The following is a 22390-nucleotide window of genomic DNA, read 5'->3' as shown; positions in this document are numbered from 1 at the left end:
CGGTCCCGATGGCCCCGCGCCGGGCAGTGGCGACCCCGCGCCGCACGGTGCCGCACGGCGCCGGACCGGACCCGCGCCGCCCATCGGGCAGACTGCCGGGGTGACGTACGAAGAGCGGCCCTCCAGGGTGCCGGGAGCCGTGGTGTGGTGCCGGGGCGCGGCGCCGCCCGGCACCCGCGGGCGGGTCCTGCCGGACGGCTGCATGGATCTGCTGCTGTGGGACGGGGAACTGGTCGTCGCCGGCCCCGACACCCACGCCTTCGAGAGCGTGGAACGCCTCGGCGAGCCGGTGACGGGGCTGCGCCTGCCCCCGGGCGCCGGTCCGCGCGTCTTCGGCGTACGGGCCCACGAACTGCGCGACCAGCGCGTGCCGTTGGCCGCCGTGTGGTCCGGGCGCGAGGTGCGGGAGCTGTCAGCCCGGGTAGCGGGCGCCGCCGACCCGGCGACCGCGCTGGAGGCGGTGGCCCGCCGCCGCCTGCGCGCCTACGAGCGCGCGGCGCCCGACCCCCGGGAGGCCGCGCTCACGGACGCGGTCGTGGCGGCGCTGCGCCACGGCATGAGCGTGGCCCAGGTCGCGGCGCGCGTGGGGCTGAGCGAGCGCCAGTTGCACCGGCGCTGTCTGGACGCGTTCGGATACGGCGCGAAGACGCTGGCCCGGATCCTGCGCCTGCGGACCGCCCTGCGCCTGGCCACCGCCGGTACCCCGCTGGCCACCACCGCGCTGCGCGCCGGCTACGCCGACCAGGCCCACTTCGCCCGCGAGGTCAAATCCCTGGCGGGGGTACCGGTGACGGAGCTGACGCGTCCCCCCGCCCCCCGCCCGGAGCGGTGAGAGCGGGGCCGGCGGCGAACTCGGGCGGGTACGGCTCCGCGTTCGGGCGGGGAGGGGGGACGACTGCGGCTGCGGGCTCAGGAGCGGGGTGCGAACAGATCGACGCCGTTGCCGTCCGGATCGTGGACCACCGCGTAACGCTGGCCCCAGTCCGCGTCCCAGGGCGCCATCGCGCCCTCGTACCCGGCGCCGGTCAGCTCGCCGTAGAGCTTGTCCACCTCGGCGGGGGAGTCGCACAGGAAGGCCAGGCTGATCCGGCCGGCCGCGCGCGGCGGAGGCGTCCAGTCCGGGGTGAAGGAGCGCACGGTCTCCTCGGTGTCCCAGGCGATCCGCGTGCCGCCGGGGGTGGTGGCCTCGACATGGGGCAGTTCCTCGGCCCCGGCGGGAATGTCCAGGCCCAGGCGCCGGTAGAAGGCGAGGCTCGCGGCCAGGTCCGAGGTGAGGAGGCCGATGAGGTCGAATCGCGGTGTCATACCGACATCGTGGCCGTCCCCGGCGCCGTGGTCTTGAACGAATCGGACGCCGCGCGCGCACCGCCCCCGCCGCAGGCGGATACGGACACGGACAGACACGGGCCCGGGCACAGACGGGCGCGGTCCGGGGCATGGATCCGCGGGGGTCCGGACGCGGATACGCGCGGATACGGTGCGCCCATGGCCGAGATTGTGACCGTCTTGACGACCACCGACTCCGAGGAGGACGCCCGCGAGCTGGCCGCGGGCGCCGTCGAACGCCGCCTGGCGGCCTGCGCACAGCTCAACGGGCCCGTCACCTCGGTCTACCGCTGGGAGGGCGAGATCCGGACCGACCCGGAGTGGCAGGTGCTGCTGAAGACGAGCGCCGCCCGCTACCCGGCTCTGGAGTCGTACCTGCGCGAGGCGCACGGCTACGACGTCCCCGAGATCATCGCCACGCCCGTCACCCAGGGCAGCGCCGACTACCTCGCGTGGGTGGTGGCCGAGACCGGAGCGGGGGCCGGAGAGACCCCGACCGAGGCCCCGGACTGAGGCCCCGGGCGGAGGGCCGGGCGTCCGGAAAGAGGGCGGCGGCGTCACCCCGGGCGCCCCCTGCGGTTACGGTCGGCGTATGCACGGCACGTACGGCACCCCCGCACCGGACGCCGCGGACAGCGCGCCCGGACCCTGCTACGCGCCCTCCGACACCGAGCGCTGGGTGCCCGAGCCGGACAAGCGTCCCGGCCGTACGGCCTTCCAGCGCGACCGCGCCCGCGTGCTGCACTCGGCGGCGCTGCGCCGCCTCGCCGGCAAGACGCAGGTCGTCGCGCCCGGCTCCAGCAGCTCCGCCTGGGACGCCACCCCGCGCACCCGGCTGACCCACTCCCTCGAATGCGCCCAGGTCGGGCGCGAGCTGGGCGCGGCCCTGGGCTGTGACCCCGACCTGGTGGAGGCGGCCTGCCTGGCGCACGACCTGGGGCACCCGCCGTTCGGGCACAACGGGGAGGCCGCGCTCAGCGAGATCGCCGCCCCGGCCGGCGGCTTCGAGGGGAACGCGCAGTCGCTGCGGCTGCTGACCCGGCTGGAGCCCAAGCGCTTCTCGGCCGAGCCCGGCGGCCAGGCCCACGTCGGGCTCAACCTGACGCGGGCCGCGCTGGACGCCGCCACCAAGTACCCCTGGCGGCGCGGCGAGCGGCCCGGCGAGCCCGGCTCGCCCAAGTTCGGCGTCTACGAGGAGGACCTGCCGGTCTTCCGCTGGCTGCGCACGGGAGCCCCCGAGGGGCGGCGCTGCTTCGAGGCGCAGGTCATGGACTGGTCCGACGATGTGGCCTACTCCGTGCACGATGTCGAGGACGGCATACGCGCCGGACACCTCGACCCCCGGCTGCTGCTGTCCGCACCCGAGCGGAGCGACGTGTTCGACGTCGCCGCGGCCCGCTACGCGCCGGGCGCCGGGGAGGGCGAGCTGTCGGCCGCGCTCGACCGGCTGCTGGAGCAGGACTGGTGGCCGCACTTCCACGACGGCTCGGCGCTGGCCCAGGCCCGGCTCAAGGACGCCACCAGCCAGCTCATCGGCCGCTTCTGCCTGGCCGCCGAGGCCGCCACGCGCGCCGCGTACGGGGCCGGACGGCTCACCCGGTACGCGGCGGAGCTGGTCGTGCCCGAGGACGTCCGCCTGGAGTGCGCCGTCCTCAAGGCGGTGGCCGACCGGTATGTGATGCAGCGGCCCGACCTGGAGCGGCTGCGGGCCGAGCAGCGGATCGTCATCGAGGAGCTGGCCGAGGCCCTGCTCGCCCGGGCACCCGAGGGCCTCGACCCGCAGTTCGCGGCGCTCTATTCGGAGGCCACGGCAGCGGCGGACGCCTCTGGGACCCCGGCGGCCTCGGAGGCCGCCGAAGCCGGGTCCGGGGCCCGGACGGAGGACGCGGCGCGGCTGCGGGTGGTCGTCGATCAGATCTCGTCGCTGACCGATGTCTCGGCCCGCTCCTTGCACAGGGCGCTGACAGTCCTGTGAGCACCGCGTCCGCCGCCGATCCGGCCGGCCACCCCGCCGCCGCCCGTCCCGGGACGGAACCTGCCGTGGCACCCGCGCGTCCCTTCCCCTCTCTTCCTCCCTCTTCCCGCGCCCCTACCGATGCGGGACGCTCACCTGTGGACGACGGGGGAGAGCCGCACGGGCCTCATGGACTGATGGACTCATGGACCGCACGGACGCACCACCAGCACAGCCGAACAGCACAGCCCACCGGGGGCAGCGTCATCGAGGAGGCTTCAAGTGGTCGACGCACACCGTACGTTCGTCATCGTCGGAGGGGGGCTGGCCGGGGCGAAAGCCGCCGAAACCCTGCGCGCGGAGGGTTTCACCGGCCGCGTCATCCTGATCGGTGACGAGCGCGACCATCCCTATGAGCGCCCCCCGCTCTCCAAGGGCTATCTCACCGGTTCGGACGAGCGCGACAGCGTTTTCGTGCACGAGCCCGCCTGGTACGCGGGCGCCGACATCGAGCTGCACCTGGGACAGCCGGCGGTGCGGCTCGACCGGGAGAACAAGGCCGTCAGCCTGGGCGACGGCACCCGCGTCCACTACGACAAGCTGCTGCTGGTCACCGGGGCCGAGCCGCGGCGGCTGGAGGTGCCCGGCACGGACCTGGCCGGGGTCCACCACCTGCGCCGGCTCGCGCACGCCGACCGGCTGCGCGGCGTGCTCTCGGCGCTCGGCCAGGAGAACGGCCATCTGGTGATCGCGGGTGCCGGCTGGATCGGGCTGGAGGTGGCGGCTGCCGCGCGCTCCTACGGCGCCGAGGTCACCGTCGTCGCGCCCTCGCCCACCCCGCTCCACAGCGTCCTCGGGCCCGAGCTGGGCGCCCTCTTCGCTGACCTGCACCGCGAGCACGGCGTCCGCTTCCACTTCGGGGCCCGGCTCACCGAGATCGTCGGGGAGGACGGGCTCGTCCACCACGTGCGCACGGACGACGGCGACGAGCACCCGGCCCACGACGTGCTGGCCGCCATCGGCGCCGCACCCCGCACCGCGCTGGCCGAGGCGGCGGGGCTGGAGCTGGCGCCGGGCCCGTCCGGCGGCATCGCCGTGGACGCCGCGCTGCGCACCTCCGACCCCGACATCTACGCGGCCGGGGACGCCGCCGCCGTGCGCCACCCGCTGCTGGGCGAGCGGCTGCGCGTGGAGCACTGGGCCAACGCGCTCAACGGCGGCCCGGCCGCGGCCCGCTCCATGCTGGACCAGGAGGTGTCCTACGACCGGCTGCCGTACTTCTTCTCCGACCAGTACGACCTGGGCATGGAGTACTCGGGCTACGCGCCGCCCGGCTCCTACGACCAGGTGGTGTGCCGGGGCGATGTGGGCAAGCGCGAGTTCGTGGCCTTCTGGCTCCGCGACAACCAGGTGCTCGCCGGGATGAACGCCAACATCTGGGATGTGACCGGCCCCATCCAGGACCTCATCCGCTCCGGCGCGAAGGTCGATCCGCACACGCTGGCCGATCCGGGTGTGCCGCTCGCGTCATTGGGCACCCCGGACGGTGCGGGAGCGGCGGATGCTCCGGGTGCAGCTGGAACAGCATGAGTGACCGCCGGTCCCGTGTGAGGCCCATGTGGCGGCGCCCGGCGGCGCCCGCATAGGCAACCTGTGAGGCCCCCATAGGGCAACATGGGACAAACGGGATAAATTGCTCAGGTGCCGCCCGCGTCCGCGCACGCGGGCGGCGAGCTGAACACGCCGCGAGCGGCGAACGGCGAGCGAAGGACGAGTGAGCGATGGCGAAGCAGACGGTGGCCGAGCAGTTCGTCGACACACTGGTGCGCTCCGGGGTCGAGCGCCTGTACGGGGTGGTGGGCGACAGTCTGAACCCCGTCGTCGATGCCATCCGGCGCAACGCGGCCATCGACTGGGTCCAGGTCCGGCACGAGGAGGCCGCGGCCTTCGCCGCCGGCGCCGAGGCCCAGCTCACCGGCAAGCTCGCCGCCTGCGCCGGCTCCTGCGGCCCCGGCAACCTGCACCTGATCAACGGGCTGTTCGACGCACACCGCTCCATGGCCCCCGTGCTGGCGCTGGCCTCGCACATCCCCAGCAGCGAGATCGGCACCAGCTTCTTCCAGGAGACCCACCCGGACCGGCTGTTCACCGAGTGCAGCCACTACAGCGAGCTGATCTCCACCGAGCAGCAGATGCCCCGGGTCCTCCAGACGGCCATTCAGCACGCGGTCGGCCGGCGGGGCGTCAGCGTCGTCGCCCTCCCCGGTGACATGGCCGCCCGGCCCGCGCCCGACAGCCCCGAACACGCGCTGGTCGCCTCCCGCCCCCGGGTCCGCCCAGCGGACGCGGAGGTGGACGCGCTGGTGCGGATGATCGACGCGTCGGAGAAGGTCACCCTCTTCTGCGGCGCGGGCACGGCCGGGGCGCACGAGGAGGTCATGGAGTTCGCCGAGCGCCTCAAGTCCCCGGTGGGCCACGCGCTGCGCGGCAAGGAATGGATCCAGTACGACAACCCGTACGACGTGGGCATGAGCGGGCTGCTGGGCTACGGCGCCGCCTACGAGGCCACCCACGAGTGCGACCTGCTGATCCTGCTGGGCACCGACTTCCCGTACAACGCCTTCCTGCCCAAGGACTGCAAGATCGTCCAGGTCGATGTGCGCTCCGAGCACCTCGGCCGCCGCACTCAGCTCGACCTCGCGGTCTGGGGTGACGTCCGCGAGACGCTGCGCTGCCTGACCCCACGGGTGCGGCCCAAGACGAGCCGCGCCTTCCTCGACCGGATGCTCAAGAAGCACGCCGACGCGCTGGAAGGCGTCGTCAGCGCCTACACCCGCAAGGTCGAGAAGCACACGCCCATCCACCCCGAGTACGTCGCCTCCATCCTGGACGAGGAGGCATCCGCCGATGCCGTCTTCACCGTGGACACCGGCATGTGCAACGTGTGGGCGGCCCGCTACCTGACGCCCAACGGGCGCCGCCGGGTGATCGGCTCCTTCAGCCACGGCTCCATGGCCAACGCCATGCCGCAGGCCATCGGCGCCCAGCTCACCGACCGGGACCGGCAGGTCATCTCCATGTCGGGCGACGGCGGCTTCGCCATGCTGATGGGCGAGTTCCTCACACTCGTGCAGTACGACCTGCCGGTCAAGGTCGTGCTGTTCAACAACTCCTCGCTCGGCATGGTCGAGCTGGAGATGATGGTGGACGGCATGCCCGCCTATGGGACGAACAACCGCAATCCGGACTTCGCGGCGCTGGCCCAGGCGGCAGGGGCGCACGCGGTGCGCGTCGAGAAGCCGAAGCACCTGCGCGGCGCTCTTCGGGATGTGCTGGCGCACAAGGGGCCCGCGCTGCTCGATGTGGTGACGGATCCCCACGCGCTCTCCCTGCCGCCGAAGATCACCCGCGAGCAGGTGAGCGGGTTCGCCCTGTCGGCGGGGAAGACGGTGCTGGCGGGGGGCGTGGGGCGGATGGTGCAGATGGCTCGGTCGAACCTTCGGAATGTGCCTCGGCCCTAGTGCGGACGGCCTTGGGGGGCTGGGAAGGGGGTGCCGCTTTGTGTGCGTTGCGGGGTGCGGGTGCGCTGTGGCTGGTCGCGCAGTTCCCCGCGCCCCTTTCGGGGCTCCGTTCCTCGCGCTCCTTTCGGGGCTGGTCCCCTCGGGAGTGGGGGGTCGGGTGGGCGCCGTAGACTTTGTTCGTGGCTGGCAGGATCAATGACGAGGACGTGAAGGCGGTCAGGGACGCGGTCCCGATCGACTCCGTCGTGTCCGAATACCTCCAGCTGCGCAACGCGGGGGGCGGCAATCTCAAGGGTCTGTGTCCCTTTCATGATGAGAAGTCCCCCTCTTTCCATGTCAGCCCCAGCAAGGGGTTTTTCCACTGCTTCGGCTGCCAGGAAGGCGGCGACACGCTCGACTTCGTGATGAAGGTCGATCACCTGTCCTTCTCCGAGTCCGTCGAGCGGCTCGCCGCCCGCGCCGGGATCACCCTGCGCTACGAGGAGGGCGGATACGGGCGCGCCTCCCAGCAGGGGGAGCGCACCCGGCTGGTGGAGGCACACAAGGTCGCGGCCCGGTTCTACACCGAGCAGCTCGACGGGCCCGAGGCCGAGATCGGGCGGCGGTTCCTGGCCGAGCGGGGGTTCGACCAGGCGGCGGCCCAGCACTTCGGCGTCGGGTACGCGCCCGCCGGGTGGGACCACCTGGTGCGCTATCTGCGCGGGCAGGGCTTCAGCGACAAGGAGCTGACGCTCTCGGGTCTGGCCCAGGAGGCGCGCAACGGCCGGCCCATCGACCGCTTCCGGGGCCGGCTGATGTGGCCCATCCGGGACATCACCGGGGACGTCGTCGGCTTCGGCGCCCGCAAGCTGCGCGAGGACGACCAGGGGCCGAAGTACCTGAACACCCCCGAGACGCCCATCTACCGCAAGTCCCAGGTGCTGTACGGCATCGACCTGGCCAAGCGCGAGATCGCCAAGGCCAACCGCGCCGTCGTGGTCGAGGGCTACACCGATGTGATGGCCTGTCACCTCGCGGGGGTGCCCCTCGCCATCGCCACCTGCGGGACCGCCTTCGGCGGCGAGCATGTGAAGATCCTGCGCCGGGTGCTGATGGACAACAGCCAGTCGGAGGTGGTCTTCACCTTCGACGGGGACGCGGCCGGGCAGAAGGCCGCGCTGCGCGCCTTCGAGGACGACCAGAAGTTCGCCGCGCGCACCTCCATCGCCGTCACCCCCGGCGGCATGGACCCCTGTGACCTGCGCCTCGCCCAGGGCGACGAGGCCGTGGGCAAGGTCATCGAGAGCCGCGCGCCGCTCTTCCGGTTCGCGATGCGCTCGATCGTGGACCGGCACAACCTCGATACGGCGGGCGGCCGTTCGGCCGCGCTGGAGGAGGCGGCGCCCGTCATCGCCCAGATCAAGGACGGCGGCGTCCAGCACGAGAGCGCTGTCGAGCTGGCCGGGCTGCTGGGCATCGTGGACGAGCAGTTCGTGGTGCGCCGCGTCGCGCAGCTCGCCCGCTGGGCGCGCGAGCGCGGCGGCTCGCCCGCACGGGGGGAGCGCGGGCCGCGCACGCCCGAGGGGGGGCCACGGTCGGCCCACTCGGGCCAGGCGCCGGTGACGCCGCGCGGACCCGATCTGAACCTGCGCAGCCCCGCGCACCGCGTCGAGCGGGAACTGCTGAAGCTGGCGCTTCAGCGGCCGGAACTGGTCTCGCCCGCCTTCGACGCGTACGGGGCCGATGAGTTCACCGCCCCGCCGTACGCCGTCGTGCGCCAGGCCGTCGAGGCCGCGGGCGGCGCCGAGGCGGGTGCGGGTGACAGCGGCTATCTCGCCCGGGTGCGCGAGGCGGCACCGGATGACGGGGTGCGCTCCCTGGTCACCGAACTGGCCGTCGAGCCGCTGCGCAGCGCCCGCAACCGGGAGCCCGACGCGGCGTACGCGGGCGAGCAGTTGGTCGCGGTGCGCCGGGCCGCCGTCAACGCCCGCATCTCCGATCTGGAGGGGGCAGCGCGGCGGCTGGAGGCCCGTCAGGACATCGAGCAGTCCTCCGCCGTACGGCAGCAGATCTGGACGCTCCAGCAGTACGGCATCGCGCTGCGCGAGCGCGGCGCGGCGGCCCTTTGACGCGGGCCCGGGGGCCGTAGCGGGCGGGTGGCGTGGCTCAGGGGCGGGGGGTGCCGCCGGTGTCGGTGGCCGCGAAGTCGGGGATGTCGGCGGTGAGCAAGCCCTCGGCGGCGCCTTCGAGGAGCGTGGCCGTCTCGACGGACCGGGGCAGCATGGTCTTCTCGTAGGCGCGCAGTGCGTCCTCGACGGTGGCGGCGTGCGCGAGGGCGAGGGCGAGTTCGGCGGCGTCGAGCATGGCGAGGTTGACCCCGACGCCGAGCGGGGGCATGAGGTGGGCGGCGTCGCCGAGCAGGGTCACCGTCGAGCTGGGCTCCCAGGTGTGCGGGACGGGGAGGGCGAAGAGCGGGCGGTCGGTGTAGCGGCCGTCGTTGTCGGCGACCATCTGGCGCATGCGTGGCGACCAGTGCGCGTAGTCCGCCAGCAGCCGGGCGCGGATGCCGTCGGTGTGATCGGGGTTCTCGGTGCTCAGGCCGCTCGCGGTGATCCAGTCGGCGGGGGCCCGGCGGATGAGGTGGACGCGGATGTGGTTCCCGCTGTCGCGCTGGGCGAACAGGCCGCGCTCGCCGTCCGCTGCGGCGGCGCCGCCCTGACCGACGAGTTCGGCGATGCCGGGGTGCCGGTTCTCGACGTCGGAGAACCGGGCCTCCAAGAAGGTGATTCCGGTGTACTCGGGGACGGCGGGGGAGACGGCCGGGCGCACCCGGGAGAAGGCGCCGTCGGCGCCGATGACCAGATCGGCCTCGGCGCTCGTGCCGTCGGCGAAGTGCAGCCGGCGTGGCCCGCTGTCCGGTCCGCCGACGGTCTTGAGGGCCTGGCCCCACTGCACGGTGCCCGGCTGGAGGGAGTCGAGCAGCAGGTCGCGCAGCTGACCGCGGTCGATCTCCGGCTTGAAGAGGTCATCGGGCTCCGGGACCGTGCGGGCCAGCACCGTGCCGTCGGGGCTCAGTTGGCGCATCTCCTGCCCTTCGGGGCGGGCCAGCTGGAAGAACGCGTCGAGCAACCCGGCCTCGCGCAGGGCGAGTTGGCCGTTGTCGGCGTGAAGGTCGAGGGTGCCGCCCTGGTTGCGCGCGTCGGGCCCGGCCTCGCGCTCGTGGACGGTGACGGCGATGCCGTGCCGCTGGAGGACGCGGGCGCAGGTCAGCCCGCCGGGGCCGGCGCCTATGACGCTGATGCGGGCGCGGCCGGGTGCTGGGGAGTTCATGGGTTTCCTCTCGTCGGCTCAGCCGGTCCCGGCTCAGCGTCTGGGCTGGGCTGCTGGGCTGGGCTGGGCTGGGTGCCTGGGCTGGGCTGGGTGCCTGGGCTCGGCGCCTGGGCGCGGTTCGGTGGCCCGGGGTGTCCAGAAAAGCAGAGTCGATAAAAAAGTGCAACGAGTCAACTTATTCATGGAGGCAACTTTCGGGTACGCTCGCCCCATGACCGAGCCCCCCGTCGGCCGCCGCGAGCGCAAGAAGGCGGCCACCCGGCAAGCGATCGCCGACGCCGCGCTGCGGCTCTTCCTGGCGCGCGGCTACGACCAGGTGAGCGTCCGCGACATCGCCGAGGCCGCCGACGTGTCGACCACTACCGTCTTCAAGCACTTCAGCGGCAAAGAGGCGCTGGTCTTCGACCGCGACGAGGACCGCGAGTCCCGGCTGATCGCCGCGGTGCGGCAGCGGGCCGCCGGGCAGGGCATTCCCGACGCGCTCCGGGAGCACGTCCTGGAGACCTGGCTGCCGATCGCCGCGCACCCCCAATGGGCCGACTTCGCCGCCCTGATGGAGTCCACGCCGGCGCTTCGCGCGTACGCCGAACGCATGTGGACCCGGCACACCGACGCCCTGGCCGCCGCCATCGCCGAGGAGAGCGGCGCCCGGCGCGACGATCCCGCCTGTGTGGCCCTCGCCCGGTTCGTACTGGAGGTCCCGGCCCTCACGCAGGGCAGTCGGGACCGCCGGGCGGCCGTCGAGGCCGTCTTCGACCTCCTCACCCACGGCTGGCAAGACCCCGCGGGCACCTCCGGCGCCACGGGCCCCACGGATCCCACTGGGCCCGGGAGTTCGTAATGAGGCGTACGCGGTAAGTCACGTTCGGCGTAAAAACTGCCCGCACGACCCTCGTGGCGGCAGTGTGTCGTACCCCACACTGGTGGGCGGTGCCTGAGTCCCCGGCGCGGGGCGGTACCGGCCAGGAGGGGCCGGATTCCCCCGCGGATCCGCACACGACGAACGGGATGGAGCGCGGTCGGGCCGCGGCCGTCCCTGTTTCGCACGCCGCCCCGAACCGGCAGCGATCACACTGGAGGTCGCCCCAGTGCAGACCCGGACCCTGACAACGGCGGGCCCCGCCGCCCCGACAGCCCCAGCCGTGACCCCGCACGCCGCCCCGACCGCTCCTCCCGCGCACTCGGGGCAGCCCCTCGCCGGGCCCTTCGCACCCGAGCCGCTCGCCCCCGGGCCACCCCCGCACCCCGCCCCGCCTCCCTCTCCCGCGCCGGTCGCCGGAACGGTGCCCGAGCACGCGGCCCCCGCCGAGCCGGACTGGGAGGCCCCCGCGCCCCCGCCGCCGCGGGAGTTGCCCGGCAGCGGCCCCTCGGCCGACCTGTTCCGGCAGTATCTGCGCGAGATCGGGCGCATTCCGCTGCTGACGGCGGCCGAGGAGGTCGAGCTGGCCCGCCGCGTGGAGGCCGGGCTGTTCGCGGAGGAGAAGCTCACCCACGCGCCCCGCCTGGAGGGGCGGCTGGCGCTGGACCTCGACCAGCTCGTGGTACGGGGGCGGATGGCCAAGCGCCGTCTCATCGAGGCGAATCTGCGGCTGGTCGTCTCGGTGGCCAAGCGCTATGTGGGCCGCGGCCTGACCATGCTCGACCTCGTGCAGGAGGGCAACCTCGGGCTGATCCGCGCCGTGGAGAAGTTCGACTACGCGCGCGGCTACAAGTTCTCCACCTACGCGACGTGGTGGATCCGGCAGGCCATGTCCCGCGCCCTGGCCGACCAGGCGCGCACCATACGGGTGCCCGTGCACGTCGTCGAACTCATCAACCGTGTGGTGCGGGTGCAGCGCCGGATGCTCCAAGAGCGCGGCTACGAACCCTCGCCCGAAGAGGTCGCCGCCCACCTCGACCTGACGGGGGAGCGGGTCAGCGAGGTGCTGCGGCTGGCCCAGGAGCCGGTCTCGCTGCACGCACCGGTCGGCGAGGAGGACGACGTCAACCTCGGCGACCTCATCGAGGACGGGGACGCGCCCTCACCGGTCGAGTCGGCGGCGTTCTTGCTGCTGCGCGAACATCTGGAGGCCGTGCTCTCCACGCTGGGGGAGCGTGAACGCAAGGTCGTCCAGCTGCGCTACGGGCTCATCGACGGCCGCCCGCGCACCCTGGAGGAGATCGGCCGGCTCTTCGGTGTCACGCGCGAGCGGATACGGCAGATCGAGTCCAAGACCCTCAACAAGCTGCGCGACCACGCGTTCGCCGACCAGCTGCGGGGCTACCTGGACTGACCTCGCGCGCTCGGGCGCCGCCGTGGCGGAGTGAGCCGGCCACGGCGGCGCGCGTGTTGTGTGCGCGGGGTGCGCGCGGTGGGGGAGGGGCGTGAGGCGCTCTTGTCACGCCGTTCGCGCCCTCTCCATAATCACGGCAGCACTCGCGGGCCATGCCACCTCTGACAGCGCGCACCGGAGGGTGTACGTATGCCGTCGCCTGTCATGGACTCGTCACATGTGTCAACCCCCCACGAGAGGAAGTCCGTTGAAGAACACGGTCAAGCACCTCAAGAGAGCCACCGCCCTCAGCGCCGTGGCGCTCGCCGCCTTCAGCCTCAGCCCGTCGGCCGCCTCGGCGGCCCCGGACGACAAGCCCGGTGCGGCGCCGGGCTCGAAGGTCGTCGGCGGAACCCCGGCCGAACAGGGCGAGTTCCCCTTCATGGTCCGGCTGTCCATGGGCTGCGGCGGCTCGCTGCTGACCCAGGACATCGTGCTGACCGCGGCCCACTGCGTGGACGGCAGCGGCAAGGACACCAGCATCACCGCCACCGCGGGCGTCGTCGATCTGGAGGACCCGGCAGCCGTCAAGGTCAACTCCACCGAGATCCTCCAGGCGCCCGGCTACAACGGCACCGGCAAGGACTGGGCCCTGATCAAGCTGGCCAAGCCCATAGACCAGCCCACCCTTCCCATAGCCGGCGACGACTCGCTCAACAGCGGCGACTTCACCATCGCCGGCTGGGGCGCCGACAAGGAGGGCGGCGACCAGCAGCGCTACCTCCTCAAGGCCCAGGTGCCGTTCGTGGACGACGCCACCTGCAAGAGCGCCTACCCCGACCTGGTCGAGGGCGAGGAACTGTGCGCCGGCAAGCTCGACACCGGCGGCGTGGACACCTGCCAGGGCGACTCGGGCGGACCGATGTTCCGCAAGGACGACAGCGGCAACCTCGTCCAGGTCGGCATCGTCAGCTGGGGCGACGGCTGCGCGAGGCCGGGCAAGCCCGGCGTCTACACGGAGGTCAGCACCTTCGCCTCCGACATCAAGGCGGCGGCCGACAAGCTCGGCGGCTGAATCCCTTCCGCCGCGCGGCTCTTTCCTGGTGCTGTGCAGGGGGTGTCCCTGCCTGTGCTTTGCGGGGTGCGGCTGGGCTTCGGGCTGGTCGTGCAGTTCCCCGCGCCCCTTCGGGGCTCGCACTGTGACCGGCCGGCGTGCGCGCCGGCCGGTCACGTCAGTCCACTTCCGCCACCGCCTCCGCGAACTGCGCCTTGTACAGGCCCGCGTACGCGCCGTCCGCCGCCAACAGGGCCTCATGGGTGCCCTGTTCGACGATCGAGCCGTTCTCCATCACCAGGATCACATCCGCGTCCCGGATGGTGGACAGCCGGTGGGCGATCACGAAGCTGGTGCGCTCGGAGGCCAGCCGCTCCATCGCGCGCTGGATGAGGACCTCGGTGCGGGTGTCCACCGAACTGGTCGCCTCGTCCAGCACCAGGATCACCGGGTCCGACAAGAAGGCGCGGGCGATCGTGATGAGCTGCTTCTCGCCCGCGCTCACCCCGGTGCCCTCATCGTCGAGCACCGTGTCGTAGCCGTCGGGGAGCGTGCGGATGAACCGGTCGGCGTGCGCGGCGCGCGCGGCCTCCTCCACCTGCTCACGCGTGGCCCCCTGCGCCCCATAGGCGATGTTCTCGGCGATGGTGCCGCCGAACAGCCAGGTGTCCTGGAGCACCATGCCGATGCCCTCCCGCAGCTCCTCGCGGTCCATGGCGGCGATGTCCGTGCCATCCAGCAGAATGCGGCCCTCGCGGACCTCGTAGAAGCGCAGCAGCAGATTGACCAGGGTGGTCTTGCCCGCGCCCGTCGGGCCCACGATGGCCACCGTCTGACCGGGCTCCACCGCCAGCGACAGGTCCTCGATCAGCGGCTTGTCCTCGGCGTAGCGGAACGAGACGTTCTTCAGCTCCACCCGGCCCCGCGACTCGGCCGGCCGCTCGGCGCGCGCCTTGTCCGGTTCGGGGGACTGCTCCTCCGCGTCGAGGATGTCGAAGACCCGCTCGGCCGAGGCCACCCCCGACTGTATGAGGTTCGCCATCGACGCGACCTGGGTGAGCGGCTGGCTGAACTGCCGCGAATACTGCATGAACGCCTGCACGTCACCGATCGACAGCGCGCCCGAGGCCACCCGCAGCCCGCCGATCACGGCCACCAGAACGTAGTTGAGGTTGGCCACGAACATCATCGCCGGCTGCATGATCCCGCTGATGAACTGCGCCTTGAACCCGGCCTTGTAGAGCGCCTCGTTCTGCTCGGCGAACACCTCGGCGGACTCGCGCTGCCGCCCGAAGACCTTCACCAGGGAGTGCCCGGTGTACATCTCCTCCACATGCGCGTTCAGCTTGCCCGTGGACTTCCACTGCTGCACGAACTGGGGCTGCGCCCGCTTGCCCACCCGCGTGGCGACCAGCGCCGAGAGCGGCACGGTCACGAGCGCGACCAGCGCCAGCAGCGGCGAGATCCAGAACATCACGACCAGCACACCGACGATGGTCAGCAGCGAGTTGACGAGCTGGCCCAGGGTCTGCTGAAGCGTCTGCCCCAGGTTGTCGATGTCGTTGGTGACCCGCGAGAGCACCTCGCCGCGCGACTGCTTGTCCAGGTAGGACAGCGGCAGCTTCGACAGCTTCGCCTCGACCTGCTCGCGCAGCTGGAAGACGGTGTTGCTGATCGCGCGGGCCGAGATCCGCCCCGCCCACAGCATCAGCAGCCCGGCGGCCCCGTACACGGCGGTCACCAGCAGCAGCACCTCGCCGACCGCGCCGAAGTCGATGCCGTGGCCCGGAGTGAAATCCATGCCGGAGAGCATGTCGGCCATGCCGCCCTGCCCGTCATGGCGCAGCCCCTCCAGAGCCTGCTCCTTGCTGAGGCCCGCCGGCAGCTTCTGCCCGATGAACCCCCCGAAGATCAAGTCGGTCGCGTGGCCGAGGATCTTCGGCCCGAGCACGCTCAGGCCGACGCTGACGACCAGGACCAGCAGCATCACCACCAGCCAGGCACGCTCCGGCCTGAACTGCGCCAGCAGCCGCTTCCCCGACCCCTTGAAGTCCATGGACCGCTGATGCGGCGCCCCCGCCATACCCCCTGGCCCGCTCATGCTGTACCCATTTCCTTCGCTTCTCCGCCCGCACAAGTCAGAGGTGCGGCTGTCGCCTTCGCCCGCCGCCGGGTGGTTGTGCGTGCGTCGCGCTGTGTTTGTTGGTTCGCTTCTCCGCCCGCACAAGTCAGAGGCGCGGCTGTCGCCTTCGCCCACCGCCGGGTGGTTGTGCGTGCGTCGCGCTGTGTTTGTTGGTTCGCTTCTCCGCCCGCACAAGTCAGAGGTGCGGCTATCGCCTTCGCCCACCGCCGGGTGGTTGTGCGTGCGTCGCGCTGTGTTTGTTGGTTCGCTTCTCCGCCCGCACAAGTCAGAGGCGCGGCTATCGCCTTCGCCCGCCGCCGGGTGGTTGTGCGTGCGTCGCTCATGCGGCCTCACTTTCGGTCAGCTGAGAGAGCACGATCTCCCGGTAGGTCTCGTTCTCCTCCATCAGTTCGTGGTGTCTGCCGACGCCCGCGACGCGGCCCTCGTCCAGGACGAGGATGCGGTCCGCGTCCCGGATGGTGGACACGCGCTGGGCGACGATGACGACCGTCGCCTCCGCCGTCTCCCGGGCGAGCGCCCTGCGCAACGCCGCGTCCGTCGCGTAGTCCAGCGCGGAGAAGGAGTCGTCGAACAGATAGATCTCGGGCCGGTGCACCAGCACCCGCGCTATCGCCAGCCGCTGGCGCTGGCCGCCGGAGACGTTGCTGCCGCCCTGGGCGATCTCCGCTTCCAGTCCGCCGTCCATCCGCTCGACGAAGTCCTTGGCCTGGGCGACCTCCAGGGCCTGCCACAGTTCCTCGTCGCTCGCCTCGGGACGGCCGTAGCGCAGGTTGGAGGCGATGGTGCCGGAGAAGAGGTACGGGCGCTGCGGCACGAGTCCGACCGTGCTCGCGAGCAGATCGGGGTCGAGGGTGCGCACGTCCTCGCCGTCCACCAGGACCTCGCCGGCCGTGGCGTCGAACAGCCGGGGCACCAGGCCCAGCAGCGTGGACTTGCCGCTGCCGGTCGAGCCGATGACGGCCGTGGTCTCGCCCGGCCGGGCCAGCAGGCCTATGTCGTGGAGCACCGGCGCCTCGGCCCCCGGGTAGCCGAACCCGGCCCCGCGCAGCTCCAGCTGCCCGTGCCGGCGCAGCGAGCGCACCGGGTCGGCGGGCGGTACGACACTCGATTCGGTGTCCAGCACCTCCTGGATGCGCTCGGCGCAGACCTCGGCGCGGGGCACCATCATGAACATGAAGGTGGCCATCATCACGGACATCACGATCTGCATCAGATACGCGAGGAACGCGGTGAGGGCGCCGATCTCGATGGCGCCGCTGTCGATCCGGTGCGCGCCGAACCAGACCACGGCGACGCTGGATATGTTCACGGCCGTCATCACGACCGGGAACATCAGCGCCATCAGCTGGCCCGTGCGCAGCTGCACCTGGGTCAGGTCGGTGTTGGCCCGGTGGAAGCGCTTGCGCTCGTAGTCGTCCTTGACGAAGGCGCGGATGACCCGGACGCCGGTGATCTGCTCGCGCAGCACCCGGTTCACGTTGTCCAGCCGCTCCTGCATGGTGCGAAAGAGCGGGCGCATACGGTGGACGATCAGCCCGACCGCGATGCCCAGCACCGGCACGACGCCCAGCAGCACGGCCGAGAGCGGCACGTCCTGGCCGAGCGCCATGAAGATGCCGCCGAAGCACATGATCGGCGCCATGACCATCAGCGTGAAGGCCATCAGTGTCACCATCTGCACCTGGAGCACGTCGTTGGTGGTGCGGGTGATCAGCGAAGGGGCGCCGAACTGGCCGACCTCGCGGGCGGAGAACGCCTGCACGCGGTCGAAGACGTGCGCGCGGACATCTCGGCCCAGGGCCGCGGCGGTACGCGCTCCCAGGTACACCGCGGCGATGTTGCAGACGACCTGCACCACGGAGACGGCCAGCATCAGGCTGCCGTAGCGCAGGATGTAGCCCGTATCGCCCTTCACGACACCGTGATCGATGATGTCGGCGTTGAGCGTGGGCAGGTAGAGCGTCGCGCAGGTCTGTATGAGCTGCATCAGGACGAGAAGCGCGATCGGCTGCTTATAAGGGCGCAGCCGGGCGCGGAGAAGGCGGATCAGCACACGGAGTTCCTCGGTGACTCGTTAGCTCGATGGCTCGATGGCTCGATGGGGGGTGACGGCAGAAGTGGAAGAGCGTACAAGCGTGTGGTCGTAATCGGGCCTTATTTTTTATTCTTTCCGGTGCTTCCACGGCCAAGTCCCGGCAAAAGGTACGGCTATCGCTGCGAGCTGAACCGGGCCCGGGGGCTCCACCGGCCCCCGGGCCCGAACGCGCGGTGACGTGAGGTACTCCCCGCGGCGGCTACGCCGGCAGCGCCCCCGGATACATCTCCTCGCGTACCGTCACATACTGCTGCCGCACGGCCTGGCCCATCGACAGTTCCTCCTCGCCCGCCTCGAAGACCTGGCAGGAGGCGGCCGGCCACTGGGGGGGCCGGGGCGAGCCGGACAGCGCCCAGGCGGCCTGGCGTGCCGCGCCGATCGCCGCGTAGGGGGCCGGCTCGGGCACCACGACCTGGGCACCCAGCAGCCCGGGCGCGGCGGCCCGGACGGCGCCCAGTTCCGCGGCCTGGCCCAGCAGGAAGACCCGCCGGACGGCCACGCCGCGCCTGCGCAGCACCTCCAGCCCGTCGGCCAGTCCGCACAGCATGCCTTCGACGGCGGCCCGCGCCAGGAACTCCGGCTGCATGCTCTCGCGCCGCAGGCCGTGCAACGAGCCCGCTGTGTGCGGGAGTTCGGGGGTCTGCTCGCCCTCCAGATAGGGGAGCATCACCAGCCCGGAGGAGCCGGGCGTCGAGCGCATGGCCAGCTCGGACAGTCCCGCCAGATCGGTGCTCAGCATCCCGGCGGCGCCGCGCAGCACCCGGGTCGCGTTGAGGGTGCGCACCACGGGCAGGTGCATGCCCGTCGCGTCGGCGTAGGAGGTGATGATGCCGGACGGATCGACCAGCGCCTCGTGGTGCACCGCGCACACCGAGCCGGTGGCGCCCAGCGAGATGACCGCGTCACCGATGCCGACGCCCAGTCCGAAGGCCGCCGCCATCGTCTGGCCCGTCCCGGCCGAGATCAGCAGCCCTTCCGGCGTCTGGCCGGCCGGCTGCGCGGGGCCGATGACCTCGGGCAGTCCGACCTGGTGGCCGAGCGCCAGTTCGACGAGGTCGGCGCGGTAGGTCTCGGTGGCGGCCGACCAGTATCCGGTGCCCGACGCGTCACCGCGGTCGGTCACCCGGCGTGCGGGGCGGCCCAGCAGCTGCCACACCAGCCAGTCGTGCGGCTGCATGATCTCGGCCACGCGCTGTGCGGCCTCCGGATGCTCGCGGGCGAGCCAGCGCAGCTTGGCCACCGGGTGCGCCGCCTGCGGCACGGCGCCCACGGCCTGTGCCCACGCCTCCCGGCCGCCGAAGGACTCCACCAGGTCGGCGGCGGCGGTCTGCACCCGCCGGTCGTTGCCCAGCAGCGCGGGCCCCACCGGATTGCCGCCGCCGTCCAGCGCGACCAGGCCCTGCTGCTGGGCGGCGACGCCGATGGCCTGGACGTCGGCGAGCTGTCCCGTGCTGGCGGCCTTGCCGAGGGAGATCAGCCAGGACTGGGGGTCGTCGCGCTCTCCCGCGTGCTCGGCGTGGCCGTGCCTGATGACACCGCCCGTGTCCGCGTCGCAGACGACGATGTTCGTGTACTCGGCTGAGCTGTCCAATCCGGCGACTATCCCCATGGCCGGAATGATGCCTCATACCTTCCCGTACCGGGGCCGGACCCCCGTTTCGACGGCGGCCGGCCCGAACGCGGGTACGGATAACGCAGGTACGGATGGCACAGGTACGGATACAGCCGCGGGTACGGTCCACAGCCTCGGCCTCGGCCTCCGACACGGCCCACGGCCAGGGCCACCGACGCGGCCAGGGAGGTCCGCGCGGCCGTACCGCAGGCAGCCCGGCCATGTACGTACACCGCCCGGCCACTGGTAGTGGTACTGGTACCGGTGCGGGCACGTCAGGAGAGAGAGGGACAGTTGCGCACCACCGGCATGGACGACCAGGCAGATCGGGACACCCCGGGCGGACGGCCGCCCAATCCGCTGACCCGGTGCACCCTGGAGGACCTGCGCCGCCGCACGAGCGCCAAATGGCGCGCCTACGATCCGGACGTGCTGCCGCTGTGGGTGGCCGAGATGGACGTGCCGGTAGCCGAACCGGTGGCCGAAGCGGTCCAGGAGGCGCTGCGGCGCGGGGACACCGGATACCCGGCGGGCCCGGACGAGTACGCCGACGCTCTCGACGGATTCGCCCGGCGGCGCTGGGACTGGGAGTTTCCGGCATCCCGTACGGCGCTCGTGCCCGATGTGATGCTCGGCGTCGTCGAGATGCTCAAGCTGGTCACCTCGCCCGGCGACGCGGTGGTGGTCAACGCCCCCGTCTACACGCCCTTCTACCAGTTCGTGACGCACATGGACCGGCGAGTGGTCGAAGCCCCGCTGGACGCCGCCGGACGGCTGGATCCGGCCACTTTGGAGAGCGCCTTCACCCGCGCCACCGGGGGCGGACGCCGCGCCGCCTACCTGCTGTGCAGCCCGCACAACCCGACCGGCACCGTGCACACCGCCGACGAGCTGGCGCAGGTGGCGGCGCTGGCCGGCGCCTTCGGGGTGCGGGTGGTCGCCGACGAGATCCACGCGCCGCTGGTGCTGCCCGGAGCGCGGCACGTGCCGTATCTCTCGGTGCCGGGCGGCGAGACGGGCTTCTCGCTGATGTCGGCCTCCAAGGCGTGGAACCTCGCCGGGCTGAAAGCCGCGCTGGCCGTCGCGGGCAGCGGCGCCGCGGAGGAGCTGGCCGCCCTGCCCGAGGAGGTCAGCCACGGCCCCAGCCACGTGGGCATCATCGCCCACGCGGCGGCGCTGCGGCACGCCACCGGCTGGCTCGACAGTCTGCTGGCAGGTCTGGCGGACAACCGGGCCCTGCTGGCGGAACTGCTCGCACGGCACCTGCCCGAGGTGCGCTGCATCCCGGGCGAGGGCACCTTCTTGGCCTGGCTCGACTGCCGTGGCCTGGGCCTGGGGGACGACCCGGCGGCGGCCTTCCTGGAGCGGGGGCGCGTGGCGCTCAACTCCGGGCCCGCGTTCGGCACGGGAGGCGCGGGCCATGCCCGGCTGAACCTCGCCACTTCGCCGGAGATCCTGCGGGAGGCGGTGCGGCGGATGGCCTCCGCCGTGTGAGGAACGCGAGGGGCCCGCGACCGGCAGGCGGTCGCGGGCCCCTTCGGCGCGGTCGGCTTCAGCAGACCTTCGAGTTCAGCAGACTTTCGAGGAGTACGCGTAGTTCTGGTTGCTGTCACCCGGCGCACGGATGACGCCACGCGCCGCGGTGCAGTGGCGCACGGTGTCCGCGGGGTAGGACCAGAACTCCTGCTGGTGGGTCTTGCTCCAGCTGCGGAGCCCGACCAGCTCGTTCGTACGGAAGTCGTGGACGGCGATGTTGGTGGAGTAGTCGCGGTGCTTGTCGCGGAAGCTCTTCCACACCCACAGGTAGCCGTAGTTGCGGTGGCAGTTCTTCGAGTAGAACTGCTTGACCGAGCCGATGATCTGGCCGTTGCGCTTGATGTGGCCGGTCTTGCCGATCTGGTAGGCGTCGTTGCAGACGCCTGCGGCCTGCGCCGCACGGCTGGACGGGTTGCCGTCGGGCGTCGCCTGGGAGTGCATCAGCTGGCGGTGCCCGGCAGGCGCCGGGGCCTCGCCCGCGCTGGCGGCGCCGGCCGGCAGCAGGGCCAGCGCGCAAGCGGCGGCCACGAGGCCGCCCTTCGATGACACAGGGGTGCGCATGGATCTTCTCCTTGAGGAAGAACTGGGTTTCCGGACATAAAGGTCAGACCGGAACATCACAGTAAGATCAGGCGTCACCGTCGATGAGCATTGACGCGGCTCCGGCGGGTCGCGCCGGGCGCCGTACAGGGGGTTGCCGCAAAGGACCCCGTGCGGAGGTGTCGTACGGAGGTGTCGTACGGGGCCCGTGGGCAGCGAAAGGGCCGGGCGCCACCAAAGTGGTGCCCGGCCCCCGGTGTTGCCGGTGGTGGGTCCGGCCGCGCCGGATGCCGCTCAGCGCTGCCGGACGCCGCTCAGCAGCGCTTCTGCGAGAACGCCTGGAGTGCCTGCGGTGCACCGGCCGGACGCAGGGTGCCGACACCGGAGGTGCAGTGATCGACGGTGTTCGCCTGCTCGGACCAGAACTCCTGCTTCGTGGTGGCCTTCCACGCCGTCTTACCGACGGTCTTGTCGCCGGTGTAGTCGTAGACGCCGGTGGTCACGTCGTAGGGCTTGGCGGTCTTGCGGAAGCTCTCCCACACCCATACGTAGCCGTAGTTCGTCTTGCACTTCTTCGAGTAGAACTGCTTGACCGAGGCGATCGTCGTGCCGTTCCGCTTGATCAGGCCCGTGGTGCCGATGGCCACCGCGTCGTCACACACGCCGGCCGCCTTGGCCACCTTGCTGGCCGGGTTCCCCTCGGGGGAGGGGGCGGTGGTGCGGGTGAGGGTCTTGCTGGACGGTCCGGTGGCCGGACCGCTGCCCGCGTAGGCCGCACCGGCCGGGGCGAGCACCAGTGCACAGGTGGCGGCGACGAGCGCGCCCTTCGCGTACCGAGTCGAACGCATAAGGATATTTCCCCCTCTTTCACCATGAAAATTGACATCCGAGGCATGTGGTCGATGCGCCGGATACCCAGTAAGACACCTTGAGTCGGGGAGGGGTTGTACGCGTTCGCCGTGCTTCTGTGCGAGTCCGTCCCGGGGCGCCCGCGGGGCGGGCCGCCGTGCGTCCGCTCCGGGCTCGCGGACGCGGCAGAGCCGTGCGG

At 72.0% G+C, this 22390-nt stretch carries 17 protein-coding genes; 10 read left to right on the top strand and 7 right to left on the bottom strand.

Annotation, left to right across the window (positions count from 1 at the left end; genetic code table 11):
- Positions 1–100 precede the first annotated feature (100 nt).
- A complete protein-coding gene (locus ABD339_RS03515) occupies positions 101–832 on the top strand; it encodes a helix-turn-helix domain-containing protein (RefSeq protein WP_344561973.1) in 732 nt (243 codons plus the stop codon).
- Positions 833–909: 77 nt separating this feature from the next.
- Here ABD339_RS03515 and ABD339_RS03510 read toward each other — a convergent pair whose 3' ends face one another.
- On the bottom strand, positions 910–1305 hold the full coding sequence (locus ABD339_RS03510) for a VOC family protein (RefSeq protein WP_344561971.1): 396 nt from the start codon (positions 1303–1305) through the stop codon (positions 910–912).
- A gap of 180 nt (positions 1306–1485) precedes the next feature.
- Between ABD339_RS03510 and cutA the strand changes: the two genes are divergently transcribed.
- The 5 genes from cutA to dnaG all read left to right on the top strand — a co-directional run bounded on the left by cutA (position 1486) and on the right by dnaG (position 8909).
- The gene (gene cutA / locus ABD339_RS03505) at positions 1486–1839 is read left to right on the top strand and encodes a divalent-cation tolerance protein CutA (RefSeq protein WP_344561970.1); all 354 of its coding nucleotides are present in this window, start codon (positions 1486–1488) and stop codon (positions 1837–1839) included.
- Between the two features lie 79 nt (positions 1840–1918).
- Positions 1919–3301: a deoxyguanosinetriphosphate triphosphohydrolase gene (locus ABD339_RS03500; RefSeq protein ID WP_344561968.1), complete on the top strand. Its 1383-nt coding sequence runs from the start codon at positions 1919–1921 to the stop codon at positions 3299–3301.
- A gap of 261 nt (positions 3302–3562) precedes the next feature.
- A complete protein-coding gene (locus ABD339_RS03495) occupies positions 3563–4870 on the top strand; it encodes an NAD(P)/FAD-dependent oxidoreductase (RefSeq protein WP_344561966.1) in 1308 nt (435 codons plus the stop codon).
- A 191-nt stretch (positions 4871–5061) separates the two neighbouring features.
- The gene (locus tag ABD339_RS03490) at positions 5062–6801 is read left to right on the top strand and encodes a pyruvate dehydrogenase (protein WP_344561964.1); all 1740 of its coding nucleotides are present in this window, start codon (positions 5062–5064) and stop codon (positions 6799–6801) included.
- Positions 6802–6980: 179 nt separating this feature from the next.
- Entirely contained in the window at positions 6981–8909 is a 1929-nt protein-coding gene (dnaG, locus tag ABD339_RS03485; RefSeq protein ID WP_344561962.1) for a DNA primase, read from the top strand.
- 37 nt (positions 8910–8946) lie between these two features.
- Here the strand turns inward: dnaG and ABD339_RS03480 are convergent, their stop codons facing one another.
- On the bottom strand, positions 8947–10110 hold the full coding sequence (locus ABD339_RS03480; RefSeq protein WP_344561960.1) for an FAD-dependent oxidoreductase: 1164 nt from the start codon (positions 10108–10110) through the stop codon (positions 8947–8949).
- 211 nt (positions 10111–10321) lie between these two features.
- Here ABD339_RS03480 and ABD339_RS03475 point away from each other — a divergent pair, with 211 nt between their 5' ends.
- The 3 genes from ABD339_RS03475 to ABD339_RS03465 all read left to right on the top strand — a co-directional run bounded on the left by ABD339_RS03475 (position 10322) and on the right by ABD339_RS03465 (position 13437).
- Positions 10322–10951, top strand: coding sequence for a TetR/AcrR family transcriptional regulator (locus ABD339_RS03475; protein ID WP_344561959.1), 630 nt, complete (start codon positions 10322–10324; stop codon positions 10949–10951).
- Positions 10952–11177: 226 nt separating this feature from the next.
- A complete protein-coding gene (locus ABD339_RS03470; RefSeq protein WP_344562338.1) occupies positions 11178–12383 on the top strand; it encodes an RNA polymerase sigma factor in 1206 nt (401 codons plus the stop codon).
- Positions 12384–12630: 247 nt separating this feature from the next.
- Positions 12631–13437 (top strand): S1 family peptidase, encoded by an 807-nt coding sequence (locus ABD339_RS03465; protein WP_344561958.1) that lies wholly within the window; start codon positions 12631–12633, stop codon positions 13435–13437.
- Between the two features lie 157 nt (positions 13438–13594).
- Here ABD339_RS03465 and ABD339_RS03460 read toward each other — a convergent pair whose 3' ends face one another.
- The 3 genes from ABD339_RS03460 to ABD339_RS03450 form a co-directional block, all read right to left on the bottom strand.
- Positions 13595–15517, bottom strand: a complete 1923-nt coding sequence (locus tag ABD339_RS03460) for an ABC transporter ATP-binding protein (protein ID WP_344561957.1) — start codon at positions 15515–15517, stop codon at positions 13595–13597.
- A gap of 361 nt (positions 15518–15878) precedes the next feature.
- Positions 15879–17612: an ABC transporter ATP-binding protein gene (locus ABD339_RS03455; protein WP_344561955.1), complete on the bottom strand. Its 1734-nt coding sequence runs from the start codon at positions 17610–17612 to the stop codon at positions 15879–15881.
- Positions 17613–17853: 241 nt separating this feature from the next.
- A complete protein-coding gene (locus ABD339_RS03450; protein ID WP_344561953.1) occupies positions 17854–19263 on the bottom strand; it encodes an FGGY family carbohydrate kinase in 1410 nt (469 codons plus the stop codon).
- A gap of 312 nt (positions 19264–19575) precedes the next feature.
- Here ABD339_RS03450 and ABD339_RS03445 point away from each other — a divergent pair, with 312 nt between their 5' ends.
- Positions 19576–20760 (top strand): MalY/PatB family protein, encoded by a 1185-nt coding sequence (locus ABD339_RS03445; RefSeq protein WP_344562335.1) that lies wholly within the window; start codon positions 19576–19578, stop codon positions 20758–20760.
- A gap of 75 nt (positions 20761–20835) precedes the next feature.
- On the opposite strand, the gene ABD339_RS03440 is transcribed toward ABD339_RS03445, so the two are convergent.
- Both ABD339_RS03440 and ABD339_RS03435 read right to left on the bottom strand, forming a co-directional pair.
- Positions 20836–21363 carry a hypothetical protein gene (locus ABD339_RS03440; protein ID WP_344561952.1) on the bottom strand — a complete coding sequence of 176 codons (528 nt, stop codon included), beginning with the start codon at positions 21361–21363 and terminating at the stop codon, positions 20836–20838.
- Between the two features lie 293 nt (positions 21364–21656).
- Positions 21657–22190, bottom strand: a complete 534-nt coding sequence (locus tag ABD339_RS03435; RefSeq protein ID WP_344561950.1) for a hypothetical protein — start codon at positions 22188–22190, stop codon at positions 21657–21659.
- Positions 22191–22390: the final 200 nt, after the last annotated feature.

It is taken from the genome of Streptomyces axinellae, from assembly GCF_039532135.1.
GTDB classification, from domain to species: Bacteria; Actinomycetota; Actinomycetes; order Streptomycetales; family Streptomycetaceae; genus Streptomyces; species Streptomyces axinellae.
The sequence above is the reverse complement of the archived record's forward strand: the minus strand, read 5'-3'. Positions and strand labels throughout refer to the sequence as shown.